The 18,715-nt window shown below is 60.2% G+C and carries 19 protein-coding genes; 11 read left to right on the top strand and 8 right to left on the bottom strand.

Annotated features, from left to right (window positions below):
- The first annotated feature begins 2 nt into the window (after positions 1 to 2).
- The 4 genes from HKK55_RS18150 to hutH all read left to right on the top strand — a co-directional run bounded on the left by HKK55_RS18150 (position 3) and on the right by hutH (position 4,641).
- Positions 3 to 1,016, top strand: coding sequence for an ABC transporter substrate-binding protein (locus HKK55_RS18150; protein WP_169355938.1), 1,014 nt, complete (start codon positions 3 to 5; stop codon positions 1,014 to 1,016).
- A complete protein-coding gene (locus HKK55_RS18145) occupies positions 1,016 to 1,942 on the top strand; it encodes an aliphatic sulfonate ABC transporter substrate-binding protein (protein WP_169355937.1) in 927 nt (308 codons plus the stop codon). Before HKK55_RS18150 ends, HKK55_RS18145 begins: the two co-directional genes overlap by 1 nt.
- A 216-nt stretch (positions 1,943 to 2,158) precedes the next feature.
- Positions 2,159 to 3,163 carry an ornithine cyclodeaminase family protein gene (locus tag HKK55_RS18140; RefSeq protein WP_169355936.1) on the top strand — a complete coding sequence of 335 codons (1,005 nt, stop codon included), beginning with the start codon at positions 2,159 to 2,161 and terminating at the stop codon, positions 3,161 to 3,163.
- Positions 3,160 to 4,641 (top strand): histidine ammonia-lyase, encoded by a 1,482-nt coding sequence (hutH, locus tag HKK55_RS18135; RefSeq protein ID WP_169355935.1) that lies wholly within the window; start codon positions 3,160 to 3,162, stop codon positions 4,639 to 4,641. Before HKK55_RS18140 ends, hutH begins: the two co-directional genes overlap by 4 nt.
- 27 nt (positions 4,642 to 4,668) lie before the next feature.
- Here the strand turns inward: hutH and gstA are convergent, their stop codons facing one another.
- The gene (gstA, locus tag HKK55_RS18130) at positions 4,669 to 5,271 is read right to left on the bottom strand and encodes a glutathione transferase GstA (RefSeq protein ID WP_169355934.1); all 603 of its coding nucleotides are present in this window, start codon (positions 5,269 to 5,271) and stop codon (positions 4,669 to 4,671) included.
- 98 nt (positions 5,272 to 5,369) lie between these two features.
- Between gstA and HKK55_RS18125 the strand changes: the two genes are divergently transcribed.
- Both HKK55_RS18125 and HKK55_RS18120 read left to right on the top strand, forming a co-directional pair.
- Positions 5,370 to 6,239, top strand: a complete 870-nt coding sequence (locus HKK55_RS18125) for a LysR family transcriptional regulator (RefSeq protein WP_169355933.1) — start codon at positions 5,370 to 5,372, stop codon at positions 6,237 to 6,239.
- Between the two features lie 398 nt (positions 6,240 to 6,637).
- A complete protein-coding gene (locus tag HKK55_RS18120; protein ID WP_169355932.1) occupies positions 6,638 to 7,957 on the top strand; it encodes a PAS domain-containing methyl-accepting chemotaxis protein in 1,320 nt (439 codons plus the stop codon).
- A 215-nt stretch (positions 7,958 to 8,172) separates the two neighbouring features.
- Here HKK55_RS18120 and HKK55_RS18115 read toward each other — a convergent pair whose 3' ends face one another.
- From HKK55_RS18115 to HKK55_RS18095, 5 genes are all read right to left on the bottom strand, one after another.
- Positions 8,173 to 8,685, bottom strand: a complete 513-nt coding sequence (locus HKK55_RS18115; protein WP_169355931.1) for a hypothetical protein — start codon at positions 8,683 to 8,685, stop codon at positions 8,173 to 8,175.
- A gap of 149 nt (positions 8,686 to 8,834) precedes the next feature.
- Complete coding sequence (locus HKK55_RS18110) at positions 8,835 to 10,250, bottom strand: MFS transporter (protein WP_169355930.1); 1,416 nt, start codon at positions 10,248 to 10,250, stop codon at positions 8,835 to 8,837.
- Positions 10,251 to 10,260: 10 nt separating this feature from the next.
- Positions 10,261 to 10,998, bottom strand: coding sequence for an NAD(P)-dependent oxidoreductase (locus HKK55_RS18105; RefSeq protein ID WP_169355929.1), 738 nt, complete (start codon positions 10,996 to 10,998; stop codon positions 10,261 to 10,263).
- A gap of 10 nt (positions 10,999 to 11,008) precedes the next feature.
- Positions 11,009 to 11,641, bottom strand: coding sequence for a glutathione S-transferase family protein (locus HKK55_RS18100; protein WP_169355928.1), 633 nt, complete (start codon positions 11,639 to 11,641; stop codon positions 11,009 to 11,011).
- 271 nt (positions 11,642 to 11,912) lie between these two features.
- The gene (locus HKK55_RS18095; protein WP_169357895.1) at positions 11,913 to 12,944 is read right to left on the bottom strand and encodes a LacI family DNA-binding transcriptional regulator; all 1,032 of its coding nucleotides are present in this window, start codon (positions 12,942 to 12,944) and stop codon (positions 11,913 to 11,915) included.
- 214 nt (positions 12,945 to 13,158) lie between these two features.
- On the opposite strand from HKK55_RS18095, the gene HKK55_RS18090 reads away from it, so the two are divergent.
- A complete protein-coding gene (locus HKK55_RS18090) occupies positions 13,159 to 13,692 on the top strand; it encodes a gluconokinase (RefSeq protein ID WP_169355927.1) in 534 nt (177 codons plus the stop codon).
- Positions 13,693 to 13,776: 84 nt separating this feature from the next.
- Positions 13,777 to 15,129, top strand: a complete 1,353-nt coding sequence (locus tag HKK55_RS18085) for a GntP family permease (RefSeq protein WP_169355926.1) — start codon at positions 13,777 to 13,779, stop codon at positions 15,127 to 15,129.
- Between the two features lie 153 nt (positions 15,130 to 15,282).
- Here the strand turns inward: HKK55_RS18085 and alaC are convergent, their stop codons facing one another.
- Complete coding sequence (gene alaC / locus HKK55_RS18080; RefSeq protein ID WP_169355925.1) at positions 15,283 to 16,500, bottom strand: alanine transaminase; 1,218 nt, start codon at positions 16,498 to 16,500, stop codon at positions 15,283 to 15,285.
- A gap of 197 nt (positions 16,501 to 16,697) precedes the next feature.
- Between alaC and HKK55_RS18075 the strand changes: the two genes are divergently transcribed.
- Entirely contained in the window at positions 16,698 to 17,183 is a 486-nt protein-coding gene (locus HKK55_RS18075; RefSeq protein ID WP_169355924.1) for a GyrI-like domain-containing protein, read from the top strand.
- A 69-nt stretch (positions 17,184 to 17,252) separates the two neighbouring features.
- Here HKK55_RS18075 and HKK55_RS18070 read toward each other — a convergent pair whose 3' ends face one another.
- On the bottom strand, positions 17,253 to 17,741 hold the full coding sequence (locus HKK55_RS18070) for an N-acetyltransferase (protein ID WP_169355923.1): 489 nt from the start codon (positions 17,739 to 17,741) through the stop codon (positions 17,253 to 17,255).
- A 148-nt stretch (positions 17,742 to 17,889) separates the two neighbouring features.
- Here HKK55_RS18070 and HKK55_RS18065 point away from each other — a divergent pair, with 148 nt between their 5' ends.
- Together HKK55_RS18065 and HKK55_RS18060 are read left to right on the top strand one after the other, a co-directional pair.
- A complete protein-coding gene (locus tag HKK55_RS18065) occupies positions 17,890 to 18,321 on the top strand; it encodes a nuclear transport factor 2 family protein (protein ID WP_169355922.1) in 432 nt (143 codons plus the stop codon).
- A 42-nt stretch (positions 18,322 to 18,363) separates the two neighbouring features.
- Positions 18,364 to 18,708, top strand: coding sequence for a YciI family protein (locus HKK55_RS18060; RefSeq protein WP_169355921.1), 345 nt, complete (start codon positions 18,364 to 18,366; stop codon positions 18,706 to 18,708).
- Positions 18,709 to 18,715: the final 7 nt, after the last annotated feature.

Here is an 18,715-nt window from a genome sequence, read left to right as displayed (position 1 = left end):
TCATGAAAAAACTAAAAAACCTGCTCGGTGGCTCGCTGCTGGCACTCACCGTCCTGGCACAGTCAGCCACCGCTGCCGAGCCTGCCAAACCGATCCACTTCGGCGATATCACCTGGGAAAGCGGCAGCCTGATCACCGAAGTCCTGCGCTTGATCGTCGAAAAAGGCTACGGCTATCCCACCGACACCCTGCCCGGCAGCACCGTGAGCCTGGAAGCTGCGTTGGCCAAGGATGATATTCAGGTGATCGGCGAAGAGTGGGCCGGGCGCAGTCCGGTCTGGGTCAAGGCTGAAAGTGAAGGCAAGGTGTTTGGCCTCGGCGACACGGTCAAAGGTGCCACTGAAGGCTGGTGGGTGCCGGAATATGTGATCAAGGGCGATGCCGAACGAGGCATCAAACCCCTGGCGCCAGAGTTGAAATCCGTGGCCGACCTGTCGCGCTACAAGGACGTGTTCCGTGACCCTGAAGACCCAACCCGTGGACGCTTCCTTAACAGCCCCACCGGCTGGACGTCGGAGATCGTCAACAGCCAGAAACTCAAGGCCTACGGTTTGACCGACAGCTTCGTCAACTTCCGCACCGGCTCCGGCGCGGCGCTGGATGCCGAGGTGGCGTCATCGATTCGTCGAGGCAAACCGGTGTTGTTCTACTACTGGTCGCCGACTCCGCTGCTGGGGCGTTTCAAGCTGATCAAGCTGGAAGAACCACCATTCAACGCTGAGGCCTGGAAGACCCTGGCCGATGCCAACAACCCGCACCCACAAGGCACCCGCTCGATGCCGGCGCACCTGGCGATTGGTGTCTCGGCACCGTTCAAGACCCAGTACCCGGAGCTGGTGACGTTCTTTGAAAAGGTCGACCTGCCGATTGATCTGCTCAACGGCATCCTTGCGCAGATGGCCGAAAAACGTACGGCGCCTCGCCAAGTGGCCGAAGCATTTTTGAAAGAACAACCCCAGGTGTGGCAGCAGTGGGTGCCGGCGGATGTCGCGTCGAAGGTTAAGGGGAGTCTGTGATGCGCAAGCTCTTTGCAGCAACCTTGTTGACGCTGTTTACCGGACAGTTGCTGGCCGCTGAACCGCCCACCCTGCGTATTGGCTACCAGAAAAGCTCTGTGAGCATGGTGCTCGCCCGTGAGCATCACCTGTTCGAGCAGGCGCTCCCCGGTACTCAGGTGCAGTGGACCGAATTCCTCGGCGGCCCACCGCTGATCGAGGCGCTGAACGCGGGTAGCCTGGACATCGGCAATATCGGTGACATCCCGCCGATCTTCGCCCAGGCCGCCGGGATCGACGTGCAGTACATCGGCGTCGAGCCCAATGACGGCCGCACCGAAGCGATCCTGTTGCCCAAGGCCAGCACGGTGCAAAGCGTGGCCGAACTCAAGGGCAAACGCGTGGCGCTGCTCAAGGGTTCCAGCGCTCACAACCTGTTCCTCAAAAGCCTGCTGCGCGCCGGGTTGCAGTGGAAGGACGTGAACGTGGTGTACCTATCGCCTTCCGACGGTCGTGCCGCGTTCGAACAGGGCAAGGTGGACGCTTGGGTAGTGTGGGATCCGTACTACTCGGCGGCCGTGGTGGACGGTTCGGCGCGGGTATTGGGGGACGGCCAAGGGTTGAATCCTGCGGGCAGTTTTTTCATCGCCAGCGGTCCGTTTGCCAAGCAACATCCTCAGGCCATCGCCATCATTCTCAAGACCTTTGCCCAGGCGCAACGGTTGTCCCTGGACCAGCATGACGAAAGTGTCGCGCTAATGGCCAAGACCCTGGGCCTGCCACCGGCCGTGGTGGAAAGCTATTTCAACCATCGCTCGCCGACGCCTAGTCGTCCACTGGACGCGGTGGACATTGCCAACCAGCAACGCACCGCCGACCTGTTTTTTGCCAATGGCCTGATCCCGAAAAAGGTCGATGTGCAGCAGATTGTCTTCAAGGCCCCCTGACCTTGTTGCAAACGAGTCTGTTGTGGCGAGCGGGCTTATTGTGGCGAGCGGGCTTGCCCGCGTTGGGCTGCGTAGCAGCCCTGAAAAGGTAGTTGCGATACATCTGGCAGAGTGTGGGCGCAGGTTTGGGGCCGCTTCGCGCCCCGACGCGGGCAAGCCCGCTCGCCACAGTAGAGCGATCGCATCAAGCCCTATTAACCTATCAGTGAGCAGACCATGCAACCGATCTACATCGATTTTCTCAACGGCCTGGACATCGACGAACTGGACTTGAGTAACGACGAAATCCTCAACGCCATCGAAGCCAGCCTGGCCATCCAGGGCCGTGGTGAGGCGGTGATCGAACCGCGCACCCACCTGATTCCCGGGGGTGAAATCAACGGCCATTTCAACGTGCTGCGAGGTGTGTTGGGCGGCGCGATCGGCTACGCCGGGGTCAAGGTAGTGGGGGATTTTGTCGACAACTACCGCAAGGGTTTACCCTCGGAACTGGCGATTCTCAACCTCCTGGACCCGGCCACTGGCATCCCGAAAGCCATCCTCGACGCCTCGGCCATCACTGATATGCGCACCGGTGCCGTCACCGCGATCGGCGCCAAATACCTGGCCAGGCCGGACAGTAAAGTGCTGGCCCATATCGGTGCCCGAGGCACGGCGTATTGGAACGTACGGTTGCTGGACCACCTGTTCGATTTCGAGGAAATCCGTGTGCATTCCCGTCGCAGCGAAAGCCGCGAAGCCTTTGCCGAACGCTTGCGTCGCGACCTCGGCAAACCGGTGATTGTCACCGAGGATTGGGAATCCACGGTGCGCGGAGCCGACATCGTGGTCGAGGCCTCGCGCCTTGATCAGCCGGAACCGCTGTTACGCACCGAGTGGATCAAACCCGGCGCCTTTGTGGTGCCTTACGGCACCATGAGTGCGGTGCAATTGTCCCTGACCGACATCATGAGCAAGCTGGTGGTGGACGACTGGGGGCAGTGCAAAGGCGGAATGTTCGGTGCGTTGCGTGCCCATGTTGATGTCGGGAAACTCAGTGCTGACACCTTGCATGCCGAGTTGGGGCAGATCGTTGCGGGCTTGAAAAATGGCCGGCAAAGCCCTGAGGAAACCATCCTGTTCTGGCACCGAGGCTTGAGCCTCAGTGATATCGCCCTGGGCCATGCGCTGCTGGAAAAGGCCAAGCGACTGGGCATCGGCCAAAGGCTGCGGTGGGCATGAAATACCTTGATCCCCAAGGACTGGCGCTGGTGGACTTGCTCGCTATTGCTGAACAGGACGCGCCCGCAGCCTTCAGCTTGCACGCTCGTCAGCGCATCGAGGAAGGGCATCGATTGTTGCTAAGCCTCGCCAGTCAGGGCACGCCGATTTATGGCGTGACCACAGGCCTCGGTGCGGCGGTGGATGTGCAGGTGCCTCTGGACGATCCGCTGCTGCAAGCTCGGATTCCCCTAGGGCGCGCCGTGGGCGTAGGACGCCTGGCCAATCGTCAGGAACTGCGGGCAATTATCACGGCGCGGTTGGCGGGATTGGCCCAAGGCCGGTCGGGGATTTCCCCCCACGCGGCCGACAGCCTGTTGGCCTTGCTCAATGCGGGTATAGATCCCGAGGTGCCATTGCTGGGCTCTCTGGGTGAAAGTGATTTGGCACCTCTGGCGCACCTGAGTTTGGCGTTGTTGGGGCAGGGTTGGGTGCAGTGGCGCGGGGAGCGTTTGCCGGCTGCCGAGGCGTTGCAACGCAGCGGTCTTCAAGCGGCACGACTGGTGGGCAAGGATGGTCTGGCACTGGTGTCGGCGAATGCGGCCAGTGTCGGCCTTGGCGCTTTATTGGTGGCCGAGGCTAAGCGGGCGTTGCAGGCGGTGTTGGCGGCCATTGCACTGTCGTGTGAGGGCTACCGCGCCAACCTCAGCCCGTTCCAGCCTCGGGCTTCACGGTTGCGTCCAGCACCAGGGCAAACCGAGCAGTCACAGGCGTTGTTGCGGCTGCTGGACGGTGGTGAGTTGGCGGACAATCCGCGCCGGTTGCAGGACCCGTTGAGCTTTCGTTGCGCCACCGTGGTTCAAGGCGCGGCCCAGCAGGCCTTGCAGCAGTTGCGTGAACAGATCGAGTTGGAATTGACCAGCGGCGCCGATAACCCGGCGTTGATCAGTGAAGAACAGCAGGTGCTCGCCACGGCTAACTTCGACAGCACTCACCTGGCGCTGGCTGGTGAAGGGCTGGGCCTGGCCTTGAGCCGGGTGGCCGCCTGCAGCGCTGAACGGATTGCCAAGTTGTTGTCGCCAGCGTCCAGCGAGTTGCCACGTTTTCTAATCGACCAACCTGGACACGTCGGCATGGCGGCATTGCAGCGAACCAGCGCGGCGCTGTTGGCGGAGATTGGGCACTTGGCTAATCCTCTGCCTGCCGTGAGCGTGCCGGTGGCGGATCGGGTGGAAGACTATGCCGGTCAAGCGCTGGCGGTGATCGACAAGACACGGCGCCTGACGGAGCGAGTGTTGTGGCTGGGCAGTATCGAGTTGATCGTCGCGGCCCAGGCGGTGGATTTGCGTGGGACGGTGCGGTTGGGGGAAGGCAGTGGCCGGATCCATCGGGCGGTGCGCAGTCAGGTGGCGCACCTGGATCAGGATCGGTCGGGGTCGGTGGATGTGTTGACGTTGAGTGCGTTCATTGAAAACGCCGGCTTGGAACCCGTTCTATAAAACACCACATTTTGATTGCATTTCAAATCATGGATTCTCAGCCGCCAAGGCTGCAATCACCGCAGGACGTGTACTGACCCGCTGCTGAAACTGCGCCAACGCCGGCCACTTTTGCAGGTCGATATCGAAAAGCGCCGCCCAGCGCAGCACCACAAACAGGTAGGCGTCAGCCACCGAGAACTGCTCACCCAGCAAGTAATCCTGGCGTTCCAGGGTCTGCACCAGGATCGCAAAGCGTTTGAACAATGTGGCCTTGAACAGCGCCTTCACCTCCTCCGGGATGGCCGAGTTGAACAACACCCCCAGGCCGCCGTGAATCTCGCTGGAGACAAAGTTCAGCCATTCCTGCAAGCGCACGCGCTCCCAACTGCCATTGGCCGGAGCCAAGCCCGCTTCGGGCACCTGATCGGCCAGAAACTGGAGGATCGCGGCGCCTTCGGTAAGCACTTCACCGTTATCCAATTGCACGGCCGCCACGTAGCCCTTGGGGTTGATCCGCAAAAAGTCGTCACCGTTGGCGGTGGTTTTTTTCTGGTTGTCGACGCGGATCAGTTCAAACGGCAGGGCCAGTTCCCGCAACACGATATGGGAGGCGAGGGAACAGGCATTGGGGGAGAAATACAGCTTCATCGGGGGCAGACTCCTGCGGAATTTGCGTCAGTTTCCTGGGCATGGCACCGTGGGTAAAATTAATCTTTCAGAGTTCACCCATAAGGACAGCTACTGCCATGATGAACCTGATGCACTGGCGTCTCCTGGTTGCCGTGGCGGATAACGGCAGCATCACCGCAGCCGCAGAGCGGGTCGGCATGACCCAGTCCGCCGCCAGCCAAGCCATGGCCGCCATGGAGGCCACCCTCGGTGCCCAACTGTTCGCCCGTGAAAGCCGTCGCACCTTGCCCACCGCGCTGGGCTTGCAGGTGATCGAGCAGGCGCGGGTGATGTTGAATGCCTTGCAAACCATCCGCCGAACCGTGGACGAGTCCAAGCCCATGTTGCGTGGGACCATTCGCCTGGCGAGTTTCCCCATGGTGCTGGCGGCGTTCCTGCCACCGTTGTTGCGGCGTTTCAACCAGCTTTATCCCGGGATCGAAGTGACGGCGTTGGAGGTCAGTGACGATGAGGTCAACACCTTGCTCGACGCGGATTTGATCGATTTGGGTGTGGTGCTCAACCCTGGGCCTGAGCGCAAGGCCACGGTGTTGGGACGGGATAATTGGGTGGCGGTGTTGCCGATGGATCATGCATTTTCCCGACGCCCAGCCGAGGCGACCGTCGCGCTGGAGGCGCTGCTGGAGCAACCCTTCGTACTGGCCACCGGCGGTTGCACCGTCAATGCCCGCAGCCTGGCCACGGAAGCCGGGTTGGCACTCCATGATATTCGCGTGGAAGTGCGCGAATGGAACAGTGCCTTCAGCCTGGTGCGCGAAGGTGTCGGCGTGACGCTGGTGCCCGAAATGACCTTGCCAGCCCAGCGCCAGGGCTTGCGCGTCATGCCGCTGACCTGCCCGGTGCACCGCGAATTCGCCTTGGTCACCTCTCGAACCCGCACGCCCTCGGCGGCAGTAAAGGCGTTGTTACAGATGCTGGCCGATTAGTGGCCTTGCATAGCGCCACGCCCTGACTATGCTCACTCGTAGCCATTGATGGCGCTTGCCATATGAAGCGTTCCGGGTGGTTATTTTGACAGGGGTGCCTGACCCCTGTGAAGGCAGTGAATAAAGCGAGTGCGCATTCCAAGGCGCCGGGAAAAGGGAGCGTTGGTTTAAATGGATTTGCTTGTGTCGGTTGAAACTGGCCCCAGACGGGACCATCAAGAAAAGGATGACTTGATAAGAGCGTTGCCCCATGGACTCTCCGATTAACCATCATTTATCTATCGCCTGACACCTGTCCGGTCTCTGGACGGCTGCGTTTGCCTGTTTTGTGGAAAGTTGTACGCAGTCAAATCCAAGAACTAACCGTCATTCAAAGACAGCGCTAAGGTGATCCGATCATGTTTAACCGCCAACACAAATCCGACCTGCTGGAAATCGAGCGTTTTTCCTGCGCGCTGACCGAGGCCAATGCCAAGCTGGCCGCCATCAGCCGATCCATGGCGATGATCGAGTTTGATCGCGACGGCGTGGTGCTTAACGCCAATGAAAACTTCTGCAAAACCATGGGCTATGGTGCCGAGGAAATCCGTGGGGAGCACCATCGGATCTTCTGCGAAGAGGCGTTCTACCGCAGTGATGCCTACACCCAGTTATGGCGTGACCTGGCCAGGGGTGAGCCGATCAGCGGCACGTTCATGCGTTTGAATAAACGCGGCCAGGAAGTGTGGCTGGAGGCCAGTTATATGCCGGTGCTCGGCCCGGACAATCAGGTGCAGAGCGTGATCAAAGTAGCGTCGGATATTTCTGCGCGGATCCACCGCGAGCACGAAAACCAGAGCCTCATCGACGCCATTGGCCGCTCCATGGCGGTGATCGAGTTCACCCCTCAGGGGCAGATCATCAATGCCAACGAAAACTTCCTGAAGACCATGCACTATTCCCTGGGCGAAATCGTCGGTCAGCACCACAGCCTGTTCTGTCATCGCAGCGAAACCGATTCGCCAGCGTACAAGGCGTTCTGGGCTTCCCTCAATCGCGGCGAGTACCACTCCCATCGTTTCGAGCGGCGCAACAAGCACGGGCAAACGGTATTTCTGGAGGCTTCCTATAACCCGATTTTCGATGCCAGCGGGCGACTGTACAAAGTGGTGAAATTCGCCAGCGATATCACCGATCAAGTCACCACCTTGCGAAGCGCCGCCGAGTCGGCTCATAGCACCTCGGTGCAGAACGACGTCTGCGCTCGCAAGGGCTCGGAAGTGGTGCAGCAAACCGTGCAGATCATCGAAGAAATTTCCCGCGACCTTAACGAAGCAGCACTGAGCATCGATGCGGTGAGCAAGCAGTCGGACATCATTGGCAGCATCGTCCAGACCATTCGCGGGATTGCCGATCAGACCAACCTGCTGGCACTCAACGCGGCGATTGAAGCGGCTCGGGCCGGTGAGCATGGCCGTGGCTTTGCGGTGGTTGCCGATGAAGTGCGCAGCCTGGCGGCCCGTACCAGTCAGGCGACGGTGGAAATTGTTGATGTAGTGCGCAAGAACCACGACCTGTCGCTGAGCGCGGTGTCGAGCATGCAATCGAGCTTGAGTCGCACCGGGCTTGGTGTGGAACTGGCCAATGAGGCGGGGCAGGTGATCCTGGAAATTCAGGAAGGCTCACGGCATGTGGTGGATGCCATCAGTCAGTTCAACTCCACCTTGCAGTTGCAATAACCTGGTTGTGGAAAGCGGGCTTGCTGTGGCGAGCGGGCTTGCCCGCGTTGGGCTGCGTAGCAGCCCCAATACAATCACCGCGGTCTTTCGATAGATCTGGGGTGGAGGGTTTCAGGGCCGCTGCGCAGCCCAACGCGGGCAAGCCCGCTCGCCACAATAAGCCCGCTCGCCACAACAAACCGGCTGCCACAACAGGCCCGCTCGCCACAGGTGCGTCAGATTGCGGCGAGGGTATCTTTCACCGCCTGAGCCTGCGGGTTGGCGGTAGTCGCCGCTACCTGTTCCGTCTGCTGAGCCTGCAGTCGCTGGGCCACTTCCTTGCCAATGGCGTCCTGCTGTTCCAGCGGCATTTTCTGTACGTCTTCCTCGGTCAAGCCACGCTCTTTGAGCAACTGCTCACGAATACGCTCGGCCGGGGTCTTGCTCATGTATTCATTGAAGTCGGTGCGGGCGGTTGTGGTGCCTTCGGCTTTGGGCGTGTCGGTAGCCGACGGGGTTGCGGGTGTGTTGGCTTGCAACTGCACGCGAGTCTTCGCGAATGCTTCGTTGATATTGTCGACGGCCTTATCAGCACTCTTTTGAGTGGTGGCTGGCACGACAGTAGGGTTTTGGGCCGCTTGCAGGGCACCGCTGTACAGCGTGCTGGCCGCCGCATTGGCCGGGTCCATGTCGGAGCGCTTGATGTGCTGGATCGTAGAAGCGGCTTGGGCGTTGGTATTGATCAACATGAGCTGGCACCTGGTGTGTTGGGCTGTCCGTCAGGTAGAGCAATTAGTGTGCCGGGTAATAAAGCCCCGTATTCATTGGCTATGAGGAGGTTAGCGAGGCAAGCGTTGTACTGCCGACGGCCAATAGTTGCCGTCGGCGGCCATTGGCCTCAGTGGGCGATATTCTCCAGCGCCAGGTTGCGCGTACGCGGACCGAACACGCCGATCGTTACCATTACGATCAGCATGCTGCTGGCGATAAACGCCAGTACCCCCGGCGTGCCGAGGTGTTCGAGAAAGAAGCCGATCAACAGACTGCTGAATACGGTCGACAAGCGACTGAAGGAATAGCAGAACCCCACCGCGCGGGCGCGGATGTTGGTGGGAAACAGTTCACTCTGGTAGGAGTGATAACTGAAGCTCAGCCAGGCATTGCAGAAGGTGATCATCACCCCACAGGCAATCAGGCCCACGGCACTGCTTTGCAGGGCGAACAGACTGCCGAAGATCATCGCGCCCATGGCCGAGCCGACGATCTGCCATTTGTTCTCGAAGCGGTTGGCGACCTTGACGAACAACAGTGGCCCCAGCGGATAGGCGAGGGTGATGATGAAGGCGTACATCAGGCTGTGGGTGACGCTGACGCCCTGGCCCGAGAGCAGCGCCGGCAACCAATTGCCGAAGCCGAAGAAGCCGATGGCCTGGAACACATGAAACACAATCAGCATCAACGCCCGACGGCGGTAGGGCGGTTGCCAGATATCAGCAAAACGACCATTGCCCTGGACGCTGACGGCCTCGGGCTCCGGCTCATCTAGGGGCTTGCCGTGATCTTTTTCGCAGCGTGCCTCCAATCGGTCCATGATCTGCCCGGCTTCCTCGAAGCGGCCTTTTTGGGCCAGCCAGCGCGGTGATTCCGGCAACCGCGAGCGCAGCCACCAGATAAACAACGCAAACACCGCACTGGCCAACACCACCCAGCGCCAACCGGACACTCCGAACGGCGCCTGCGGCACCAGCCACCAGGACATCAGCGCCACCGCGGGTACCGACAAAAACTGCACAAAAAAGGCGAAGGCAAACGCTGAACTGCGCATGCGCTTGGGCACCAACTCCGAGAGGTAGGCGTCGATGGTCACCAGTTCGATGCCCAGGCCAATGCCGACCAAAAAACGCATGCAGATAATGCCAAGGGCGGAACTCTGGATGCCCATCAGCACCGTCGCGACGGTGTACCAGATCAGCGCGTAGGTGAAGATCGCCCGGCGCCCGTAACGGTCGGCAAACGGGCTGAGCAAGCTGGCGCCGAGGAACAGGCCGAGGAAGGTGGCCGAGGCGAAGGCGGCCTGATCGGAGAAGCCGAAGACGCCCTGGCTGCCGGTGGCAAAAATGCCGTCGCTGATCAGGCCAGGGCTGATATAGGCGGTCTGGAACAGGTCGTACAGTTCGAAGAAACCACCAATCGACAACAAAGCAACCAGGCGCCAGACGGTGGCAACGGCAGGCAGGCGATCAATGCGGGCGCTGATATGGGCGGCTCGGATCGGGTCGATGCCGTCCGAGGCCATCGCTGAGAGTGAGGACATGGCGTGGGACTCAGTAGGTGATGGGGATTTCGAATTCCTGGAACGCATCATCCACCGGCTGATAGCCCAGGACCCGCGTGGTCTCGCTCAAGTCCAGGCGTTTGAAGCGGTTATTGGAGATGCCGTGGGCGATCAAGTGCTTCACGCCCTCAGTTTCCACTGAACGCTGGAGTAACTGCACGGCATCGCGAGGGCTGAGCCAGGCGCTGAGGTCGCGGGCGTTATTCAGGTCGTGGGTTTCGGGAAACTCAAAGGCACCAATGCGCAAGGCGATGGCGGAGAGTGGGGTTTTCGCCGCGTAGTACCCGCACAGCGCTTCGCCGTAGCATTTGCTCACGCCGTACAGATTGGCTGGCAGCACGGGCATGCCCGGGGTGATTTGCCGGTCCACCGGGTAGCCTTCGATGGTCTGGGCGCTGCTGGCGAATACCAAGCGCTTTACATTGGCCGCGACGGCGGCTTCGAACAGGTAGGTCGTGGCGAGGATATTATTGGGTAGCAATTCGTCGAAGGTGGCGCTGGCGTGGGGAATACCCGACAGGTGCACGATCACGTCGATGCCGTCGAGCAGCGCTGCCAGGGCCGCTTTGTCACTCAGATCGGCCTGCACGAAGTGATGTTCGCCGAGGGCGAAATCAGGTTCGATGCGGTCGGTGAGGGTGAAGTGGTAACGATCTTTCGAGGCTTCGAAAAACGTCTTGCCGATCCTGCCGCATGCGCCGGTGAGCAGTACGTTGAGTCCTTTCATCGTGTGGTCCTTAGTTATGACCGTCGAGGGCAAAGGCCTGGAAGCCTGGGCGTTGGCTGAGTTTTTCGTAGTACGCGCTGACGGCAGGGTAGGACGGATGCTCCATGGGTGTCATCTGCCAACGGTGCACTGACAGGCCGATCAGGATGTCAGCGAGTGTGAAATCTTCACCGGTCACGTAGGCGCGGGTTTGGATCAACTGCTGTTCCAGCAGGCCCATTTTTTCGCTCCAGCCGCGCACGCCAGCGGCAATGCGTTGCGGGTCCTGAAAGTCCGGGTTTTTGCGCACCAGGGCGTGGAAGGCGTAGCCCCAGGACGGGTTGAGCTCGGTGGCTTGCCAGTCCATCCATTGCTCGACCTTGGCCCGTGGGGCAGGGCTTGCGGGGAGCAGGTCGTGGCGTTGGTGCCGGCCTACGAGGTAGCGGCAGATGGTGTTGGATTCCCACAGCACACCGTTGTCATCAAGGATCACCGGCACCTGGGCGTTGGGGTTGAGGGCCAGGAACTCGGGGGACTGGGTTGGAGTGAAACCGATGCCCCAGTCTTCGCGGTCATAGGGGATGGCCAGTTCCTGGCAGGTCCACAGGACCTTTCGTACGTTGATGGAGGAAGTACGACCCAAGATTTTCAGCGAATGGCCCATGGTGCTTTCCTGGCAATGGTGAGTTGGCAGGGGGCAATTTAGCAGGGGCCAGGGAGGGACGGCGACCTTGTTACGTGGGCACGGTAAAAAATGTGTGAGCGGGCTTGCTCGCGAAAGCGGTGGGTCAGTTGATACATATCTGACTGGCCCACCGCTTTCGCGAGCAAGCCCGCTCCCACATTGACCGAGTTCTGGCTTTGGATACAGGGTGGCTTCTGATCCATGATTTTGCCCATCAGCAGTTCACCTGACTCGCTCAGTCGGCTGTTGCTCAGGTGCTTTCCCGCACCATCAACTCAAACCCCATGTCCACCACTGGCCGGGCAATCTTGTTGCCCGCGATCAGCGTCAACAAATGCTCGGCGGCGCGTCTGCCGATGGCTTCCCGGGGCGTGCTGATGCTGCTCAGGCGCGGCACCATGAAGCTTGATGCAGGCAGGTCGTTAAAGCCCAGCACCGCCACTTGCTCCGGCACTTTGATCCCGTGACGCAGGGCTTCCAGCAGGGCACCTTGTGCCAAGTCGTCGTTGCCGAAGAAGATCGCGTCCACATCCGGATGGCTGGCCAGCAGTTGCAGGAACAACTCGCCGCCCAGGCCCACCGACGACGGGCGCGGCGTCATCAGCTCCAGCGAGGGGTCATAGAGCCCGGCCTGTTGCAGTGCGCGGCGAAACCCCTCTCCACGTAGCAAGGTGCGCTGGTCCAGTTGCGCGCCGATATAGGCCAGGCGCTTGCGACCACGGGAAATCAGATGCGCCGCAGCGGTTTCGCCCGCGCTGGTTTGCGAGAAACCTACGCAGTGCAGGCCGGCGCCGGGGTCCAGGTCCATCATGTACACACTGGGCACATTGCTGCTCTCGACCATGCGTCGGGCGCTTTCGGTTCGATCAAAACCGGTCAGCAGAAAACCCCGTGGCTGGTAAGCCATGTAGTTGCGCAGCAGGTTTTCTTCTTCTTCGCGAGAGTAATGAGTGTTGCCGATCAGCACTTCGAAGCCTTTGGGCCGCAATACCTGATGAATGGCTTCCAGGGTTTCGATGAACAGCAGGTTGGACAACGACGGCACCAGCACCACCACCGACTGGCTCTGGGCTGAGGCCAGGGCGCGGGCAGCGGGGTTGACCACGTAGTTGAGATCGGCGGCGGCCTTTTGGACTTTTTCCACCAGTTCGGTGGCCACGGTGCTGATGCCGCGCAGTGCCCTGGAGGCGGTAATCGGGCTGACGCCAGCCATTCGGGCGACTTCGTTCAGGGTGGGGCGTCCCGTCGTGCGGGTATTTTTATCGTTCTTGGGGGTCATCAGGCGGCTTGCCAAACAAAAATCGAGGCACTAAGGTAGCGCTGTCTCCAAAGGCCTGCAAATCCTTGAGCGTTGGGTTGCCTGATCTTACTCGAGGGTGCTGGGAGAGGATGCACGCGTCACTCCATAAAAATGACAAGACGGCGCGGGAAAAGCCTGTTTTTGCACTAGCCTTAGGGCTGGCAAAGGTAGCGCTATCTGCGTCTTGAGGTGTTTCATGAGTCAACCTGTTACTGCCCTGGTCATCATGGGTGTTTCCGGCTGTGGCAAGTCCAGCGTCAGCGAGGCCCTGTGCCTGTTGAACGGCGCTACCGCCATTGAGGGCGACAGCTTTCATCCCGCCGCCAATATCGAAAAGATGAGCGCCGGTCATCCGCTTAACGACGATGATCGTGCCGGTTGGCTCGATATCCTCTGTAATGAACTGCGCCGCTCGCTGAAAACCGGCCAACACCCGGTCCTGACCTGCTCAGCCCTGAAGAAAAAATACCGTGACCACCTGCGCGAAGCTGCGCCGGGCCTGGGTTTTGTCTTTCTGGAGCTGACCCGTGAGGTGGCCGCCGACCGTGTTTCCCATCGCCCTGGCCATTTCATGCCGGCGAGCCTGATCGACAGCCAGTTCGCCACCCTCGAATCACCGAAGGGCGAGCCGCTGACCCTGGCCTTGAACGCCAGCGTAGACAGCGTCGAGGACCTGGCCAAGCAAACCAATGCCTGGTGGCTTGAACACGGCTTTGAACCCATCCAATAATTTTTTGCCTGACAAGATAGCGCTATCCGACGGCACGAAATTCAACACCGGCTTTAATAACAACAACAAACAGGAGAGACCCCCATGTTTGGCATGTCCCACGATTCCTACCTGCTGCTCGATGCAGTGGTGACCATTATCGGGCTGATCGTCTTGATCACCCGGTTCAAAGTCCACCCGTTCATTGCGTTGATCATCGCCGCCGGCTTTCTCGGCCTGACCTCGGGCATGCCCGTGGACAAGATCATCAAGGCGTTTCAGGACGGCTTCGGCGGCGTGCTCGGCTTTGTCGGGATTATCCTGGCGCTGGGTACGATGCTCGGCAAGATGATGGCCGATTCCGGCGGTGCCGATCAGATCGCCCAGACGCTGGTCCGCGCGTTCGGCAAGGAAAAAGTGCAGTGGGCGATGATGTTCGCCGCATTCCTGGTGGGCATTCCGTTGTTCTTCGAGATCGGCTTTGTGCTGCTGATCCCGCTGGTGTTTATCGTTGCGCGCCGTACCGGTGTGTCGCTGATCAAGATCGGTATCCCGTTGCTGGCCGGCCTGTCGGCGGTCCACGGCCTGGTGCCACCGCACCCGGGCCCGCTGCTGGCGATAGGCGTGTTCGGTGCTGACATCGGCAAGACCATTCTCTACGGCCTGATCGTCGCGCTGCCTACTGCCATCATCGCCGGCCCGCTCTACGGTTCGTTTATCTCCAAGTACATCCCGGGCAATCCGTCCCAGGAACTGGTGGACCAACTGGCCCGTGAGCCGGAATCCAAAACCCTGCCGAGTTTCAGCGTGACCCTGATCACCGTGCTGCTGCCGGTGTTCCTGATGCTGCTGAAAACCTTCGCCGACGTTGCCCTGCCGGACGGCCACGCGATTCGCAACTGGATGGACATGATCGGTCACCCGATCACTGCGTTGCTGCTGGCGTTGCTGCTGTCGCTGTACACCTTTGGCCATCGCCAGGGCATCGGTTCCAAGCAAATCCTCAAGCTGCTCGACGCCAGCCTGGCGCCTACCGCGGCGATCATCCTGATCATCGGTGCCGGTGGCGGTTTCAAGCAGATGCTGGTGACCAGCGGCGTGGGTGATGTGATCGGCCAAATGGCCGTAACCGCGCAGATCAACCCGATCCTGCTGGCGTGGCTGGTGGCGGCGGTGATTCGTGTGGCCACCGGTTCAGCGACCGTGGCGACCATTACCGGGGCTGGAATTGTGGTGCCGGTGGTGGGGATGATTCCGGGTGTGAACCGCGAGTTGCTGGTGTTGGCGACGGGGGCGGGGTCGTTGGTGTTGTCTCACGTCAACGATGCAGGGTTCTGGCTGGTGAAGCAGTACTTCAATATGACCGTGGCTGAGACGTTCAAGACCTGGACGGCGATGGAGACCATTCTGTCCGTTGTGGCATTGGGCTTCATCATGTTGCTGTCGCTGGTGGTGTAAGCACACCACCGAACCCACTGTGGGAGCTCGGTCAAATGTGGGAGCTGGCTTGCCTGCGATAGCATCACCTCGGTTTACCTGACAGACCGAGGTGCCTGCATCGCGGGCAAGCCCGGCTCCCACATTTGACCGGGTTACCACATTCAGATCAGATCAGGCGTTAGCTTTCTGGACTAACCCATCCGCCCGAAACATCCCGCGAATGCCCCGCACCGCCTGGCGAATTCGGTCCTGGTTCTCGATCAGTGCAAAGCGCACATGATCATCGCCATACTCGCCAAAGCCGATCCCCGGCGACACACACACCTTCGCCTCCAGCAGCAGCTTCTTGGCAAACTCCAGCGAACCCATCGCTGCATAGGCCTCGGGAATTTTTGCCCAGACGTACATCGACGCCTTGGGGTTCTCCACCATCCAGCCCAGCTCATGCAGGCCTTTGACCAGCACGTTACGGCGCTGGCGATACTGGTCGGCGATGTCCTTCACGCATTGCTGATCGCCTTCCAGCGCCGCAATCGCCGCGACTTGCAGCGGGGTGAAGGTGCCGTAGTCGTGGTAGCTCTTGATCCGCGCCAGGGCATTGACCAGTTCTGCGTTACCCACCATGAAGCCAATGCGCCAGCCGGCCATGTTGTAGCTCTTGGACAGGGTGAAAAACTCCACCGCAATGTCCTTGGCGCCCGGCACTTGCATGATCGAGGGGGCTTTCCAACCGTCGTAGACGATGTCGGCGTAGGCCAGGTCATGCACCACCAGCACATCGTACTGTTTGGCCAGGGCGATCACCCGTTCGAAGAAATCCAGCTCCACGCATTGGGCAGTGGGGTTGGAGGGGAAGCCGAGGATCATCATCTTCGGCTTGGGGATCGAGCCGCGAATCGCCCGTTCCAGTTCGGCGAAGAAGTCCACACCGGGAATCAGCGGCACCGAACGCACCTGGGCCCCGGCAATCACCGCGCCGTAGATATGAATCGGGTAGCTGGGGTTGGGCACCAGCACCGTGTCGCCCTGGTCGAGGGTGGCGAGCATCAGGTGTGCCAGGCCTTCCTTGGAGCCGATGGTGACGATGGCCTCGGTTTCCGGGTCGATGTCCACTTCATAGCGGTCCTTATACCAGTGCGAAATCGCCCGGCGCAGACGCGGAATGCCTTTGGAAGTGGAGTAACCATGGGTGTCTTCACGCTGGGCGACGGTCACCAGTTTCTCCACGATGTGCGGTGGAGTGGGGCCGTCGGGGTTGCCCATGCTCAAGTCGATGATGTCTTCGCCACGACGACGGGCGGCCATCTTCAGCTCGGCGGTGATATTGAAAACGTAAGGGGGGAGTCGATCTATGCGCGCAAAGCGGCGCGGCGAACCTTGGTCTGCCATTGTTGCCTCTAACTACGTAAGCGCCCGGAACCGTCCGAGCGACGTCGGCCACTGCGGTGGCCTGCGGGGCAGACAATACGGGCGATGATGGCCAGTTGTCCAGATGGGACGGCGAGTATTTTTGGGCTTTGAGCGAAGTGCTGGTATGACCCTATACTCGTTACGGTTTTGTTCACTCATCGATGGAGACTGTTCAGATGGACCAACAGGCAAACCAACCGCTGTCACCGCGTATGGAAGAGGGCAAGGCCCTGGTGATTGCCGGTGTAGAAGGGCGTTATTCGAAAGCCACGGTGGGAGACATTCCCAAGCTGTGGGAGTTGTTCGACAGCTGCATCAACGGCATCAAAATGCGCATCGGTGGCGTGACCTACGGCGTCTGCCACAACCCCAATCATGGCGAGTTCGACTATCTCGCAGGGGTCGAAGTACCCAGCAAGGGCGATGTTCCCGGCAACTTCCAGTCGGTTGAGATTCCCGCCCACCACTATGCAGTGTTCCCGCACTACGGCCCGGTGCAGGCCCTTGAGCAGACCTACGAACGCATCATGTTCGAGTGGCTGCCACACTCTGGGTTCAAGGTCGCCGGCCCGGACTTCGAGCGTTACAGCGCTGATTTTGATGCGAGGAAGGGCACGGGTGGAGTGGAGATCTGGTTACCGGTTGAAGCAAAAACAATGTAACCCATGCTACCCGCAGGAGCCCGGGCGGGCTCCTGTATGAGCTTAGTACAAGTTGGTCTTGACTCCTCGCTACGGCATCACCAACGCCAACCGACGCTCATACCCAATCCGCCCCTTGTAAGCCTCTCCGCTGTCCACCCACCCTTGCTGCAAATACAGCCCCATCGCCGCCACATTGTCATGGTCCACCGATAATTCCAGCGCCTTGATCTGCGGCCACGCCAGCCGTGCAGCCGCGGGCAATGCTTGCAGGCAGGCTTTGCCGAAGCCCTGGCCTTGTTTGTGGCGGTCGACTTGCAGGGCGTGCAGGGTGGCGCTGTGTTCGTCGGCCCAATGGGGCAGGCAGGGTGGGCGCTTGAGTAGAAGAAAGGCCACTGGGATGTCTTCGGCCAGCAGCGCGAAACCTTTGACGCCAGGGCTGGGGTTGACCAGCAGGGTGTTCAGCGCGCAGTAGATATCGCCGGAAAACGCCAGTTGTTCGGGGTGGACTTCAAGGGCGCTGAGTTGCTGCCGCTGGGCGGCGGTCAGCGTCTCATAGGCAACGAGGCGGGTTTCCATCAATGAGACATCCAAGTTCCTACAGAGAGGTCGCAAATTCTAGCGGGTTTGTTGTGCCCGCATTTATTTTTTGCGAGCGTGTCGATTTGCCGACGGCTCACTCGACTAAGAGTGTCTTCAGTGATTTTTCCATGAAAGGAGTATCGCCATGAACACTCAGGTTAAAACCGAAATCAGCACCTTGATCGAACACTGGCAGCAGGCGGTGATGGCCAAGGATATCGAACGTATTGTCAGCTTTTACGCCGACGATATCGTCTCGTTCGATGCTGTTGGCGCCCTGCAATTCAAAGGCAAGGCCGCCTACCGCGCGCATTGGGAAGCGTGCATGAAAGTCTGCCCCGGCCCGGGCATTTTCGAGTTTCATCAGTTGCACATCGTGCCGGCTGCCGAGAGTGCCTTTGCCTTCTGGCTCGCTCGTTGTGGTGGCGCCGGGCCGGACGGCGTGGTCAAGGCGTGCTGGATGCGGGTGACCGCCGGCTACCAGCGCATCGACGGTCAATGGCGGGTGGTGCATGAGCACTGGTCGGCGCCGTTCGATATGCACACGGGCACCACATTGTTTGAGCTGGAACCCTGATCACCGGGGACTATAGTTGAGAGTCCGAAAACGGAGAATCTTATGAAATACCTCTGCCTGATCTATAGCAATGAGCAGGTGCTGCATGATTCGCCTGATAGCCCCAAGGACCCGGAATGTTTCGCCTATGGCCAGTCTGTGCAGGCCAGCGGGCGGATGCTCGCCGCCGAGCCGCTGGAATCAGTGACCACCGCCACCACCGTGCGTATGCGTAACGGCAAGCTGTCGATCACCGACGGGCCGTTTGCCGAGACCAAGGAGCAACTCGCCGGGTTTTACCTGATCGAAGCCAAGGACTTGAATGAAGCGATCCAGGTGGCCGGCGGCATTCCGGCGGCCCGGGTGGGCAGTGTGGAAGTGCGCCCGGTGCGCGAATTGAATCTCTGATCAAAAC

Source organism: Pseudomonas sp. ADAK18, assembly GCF_012935695.1.
Lineage (GTDB): Bacteria > Pseudomonadota > Gammaproteobacteria > Pseudomonadales > Pseudomonadaceae > Aquipseudomonas.
This window is presented reverse-complemented; position numbering and strand designations above follow the sequence as displayed.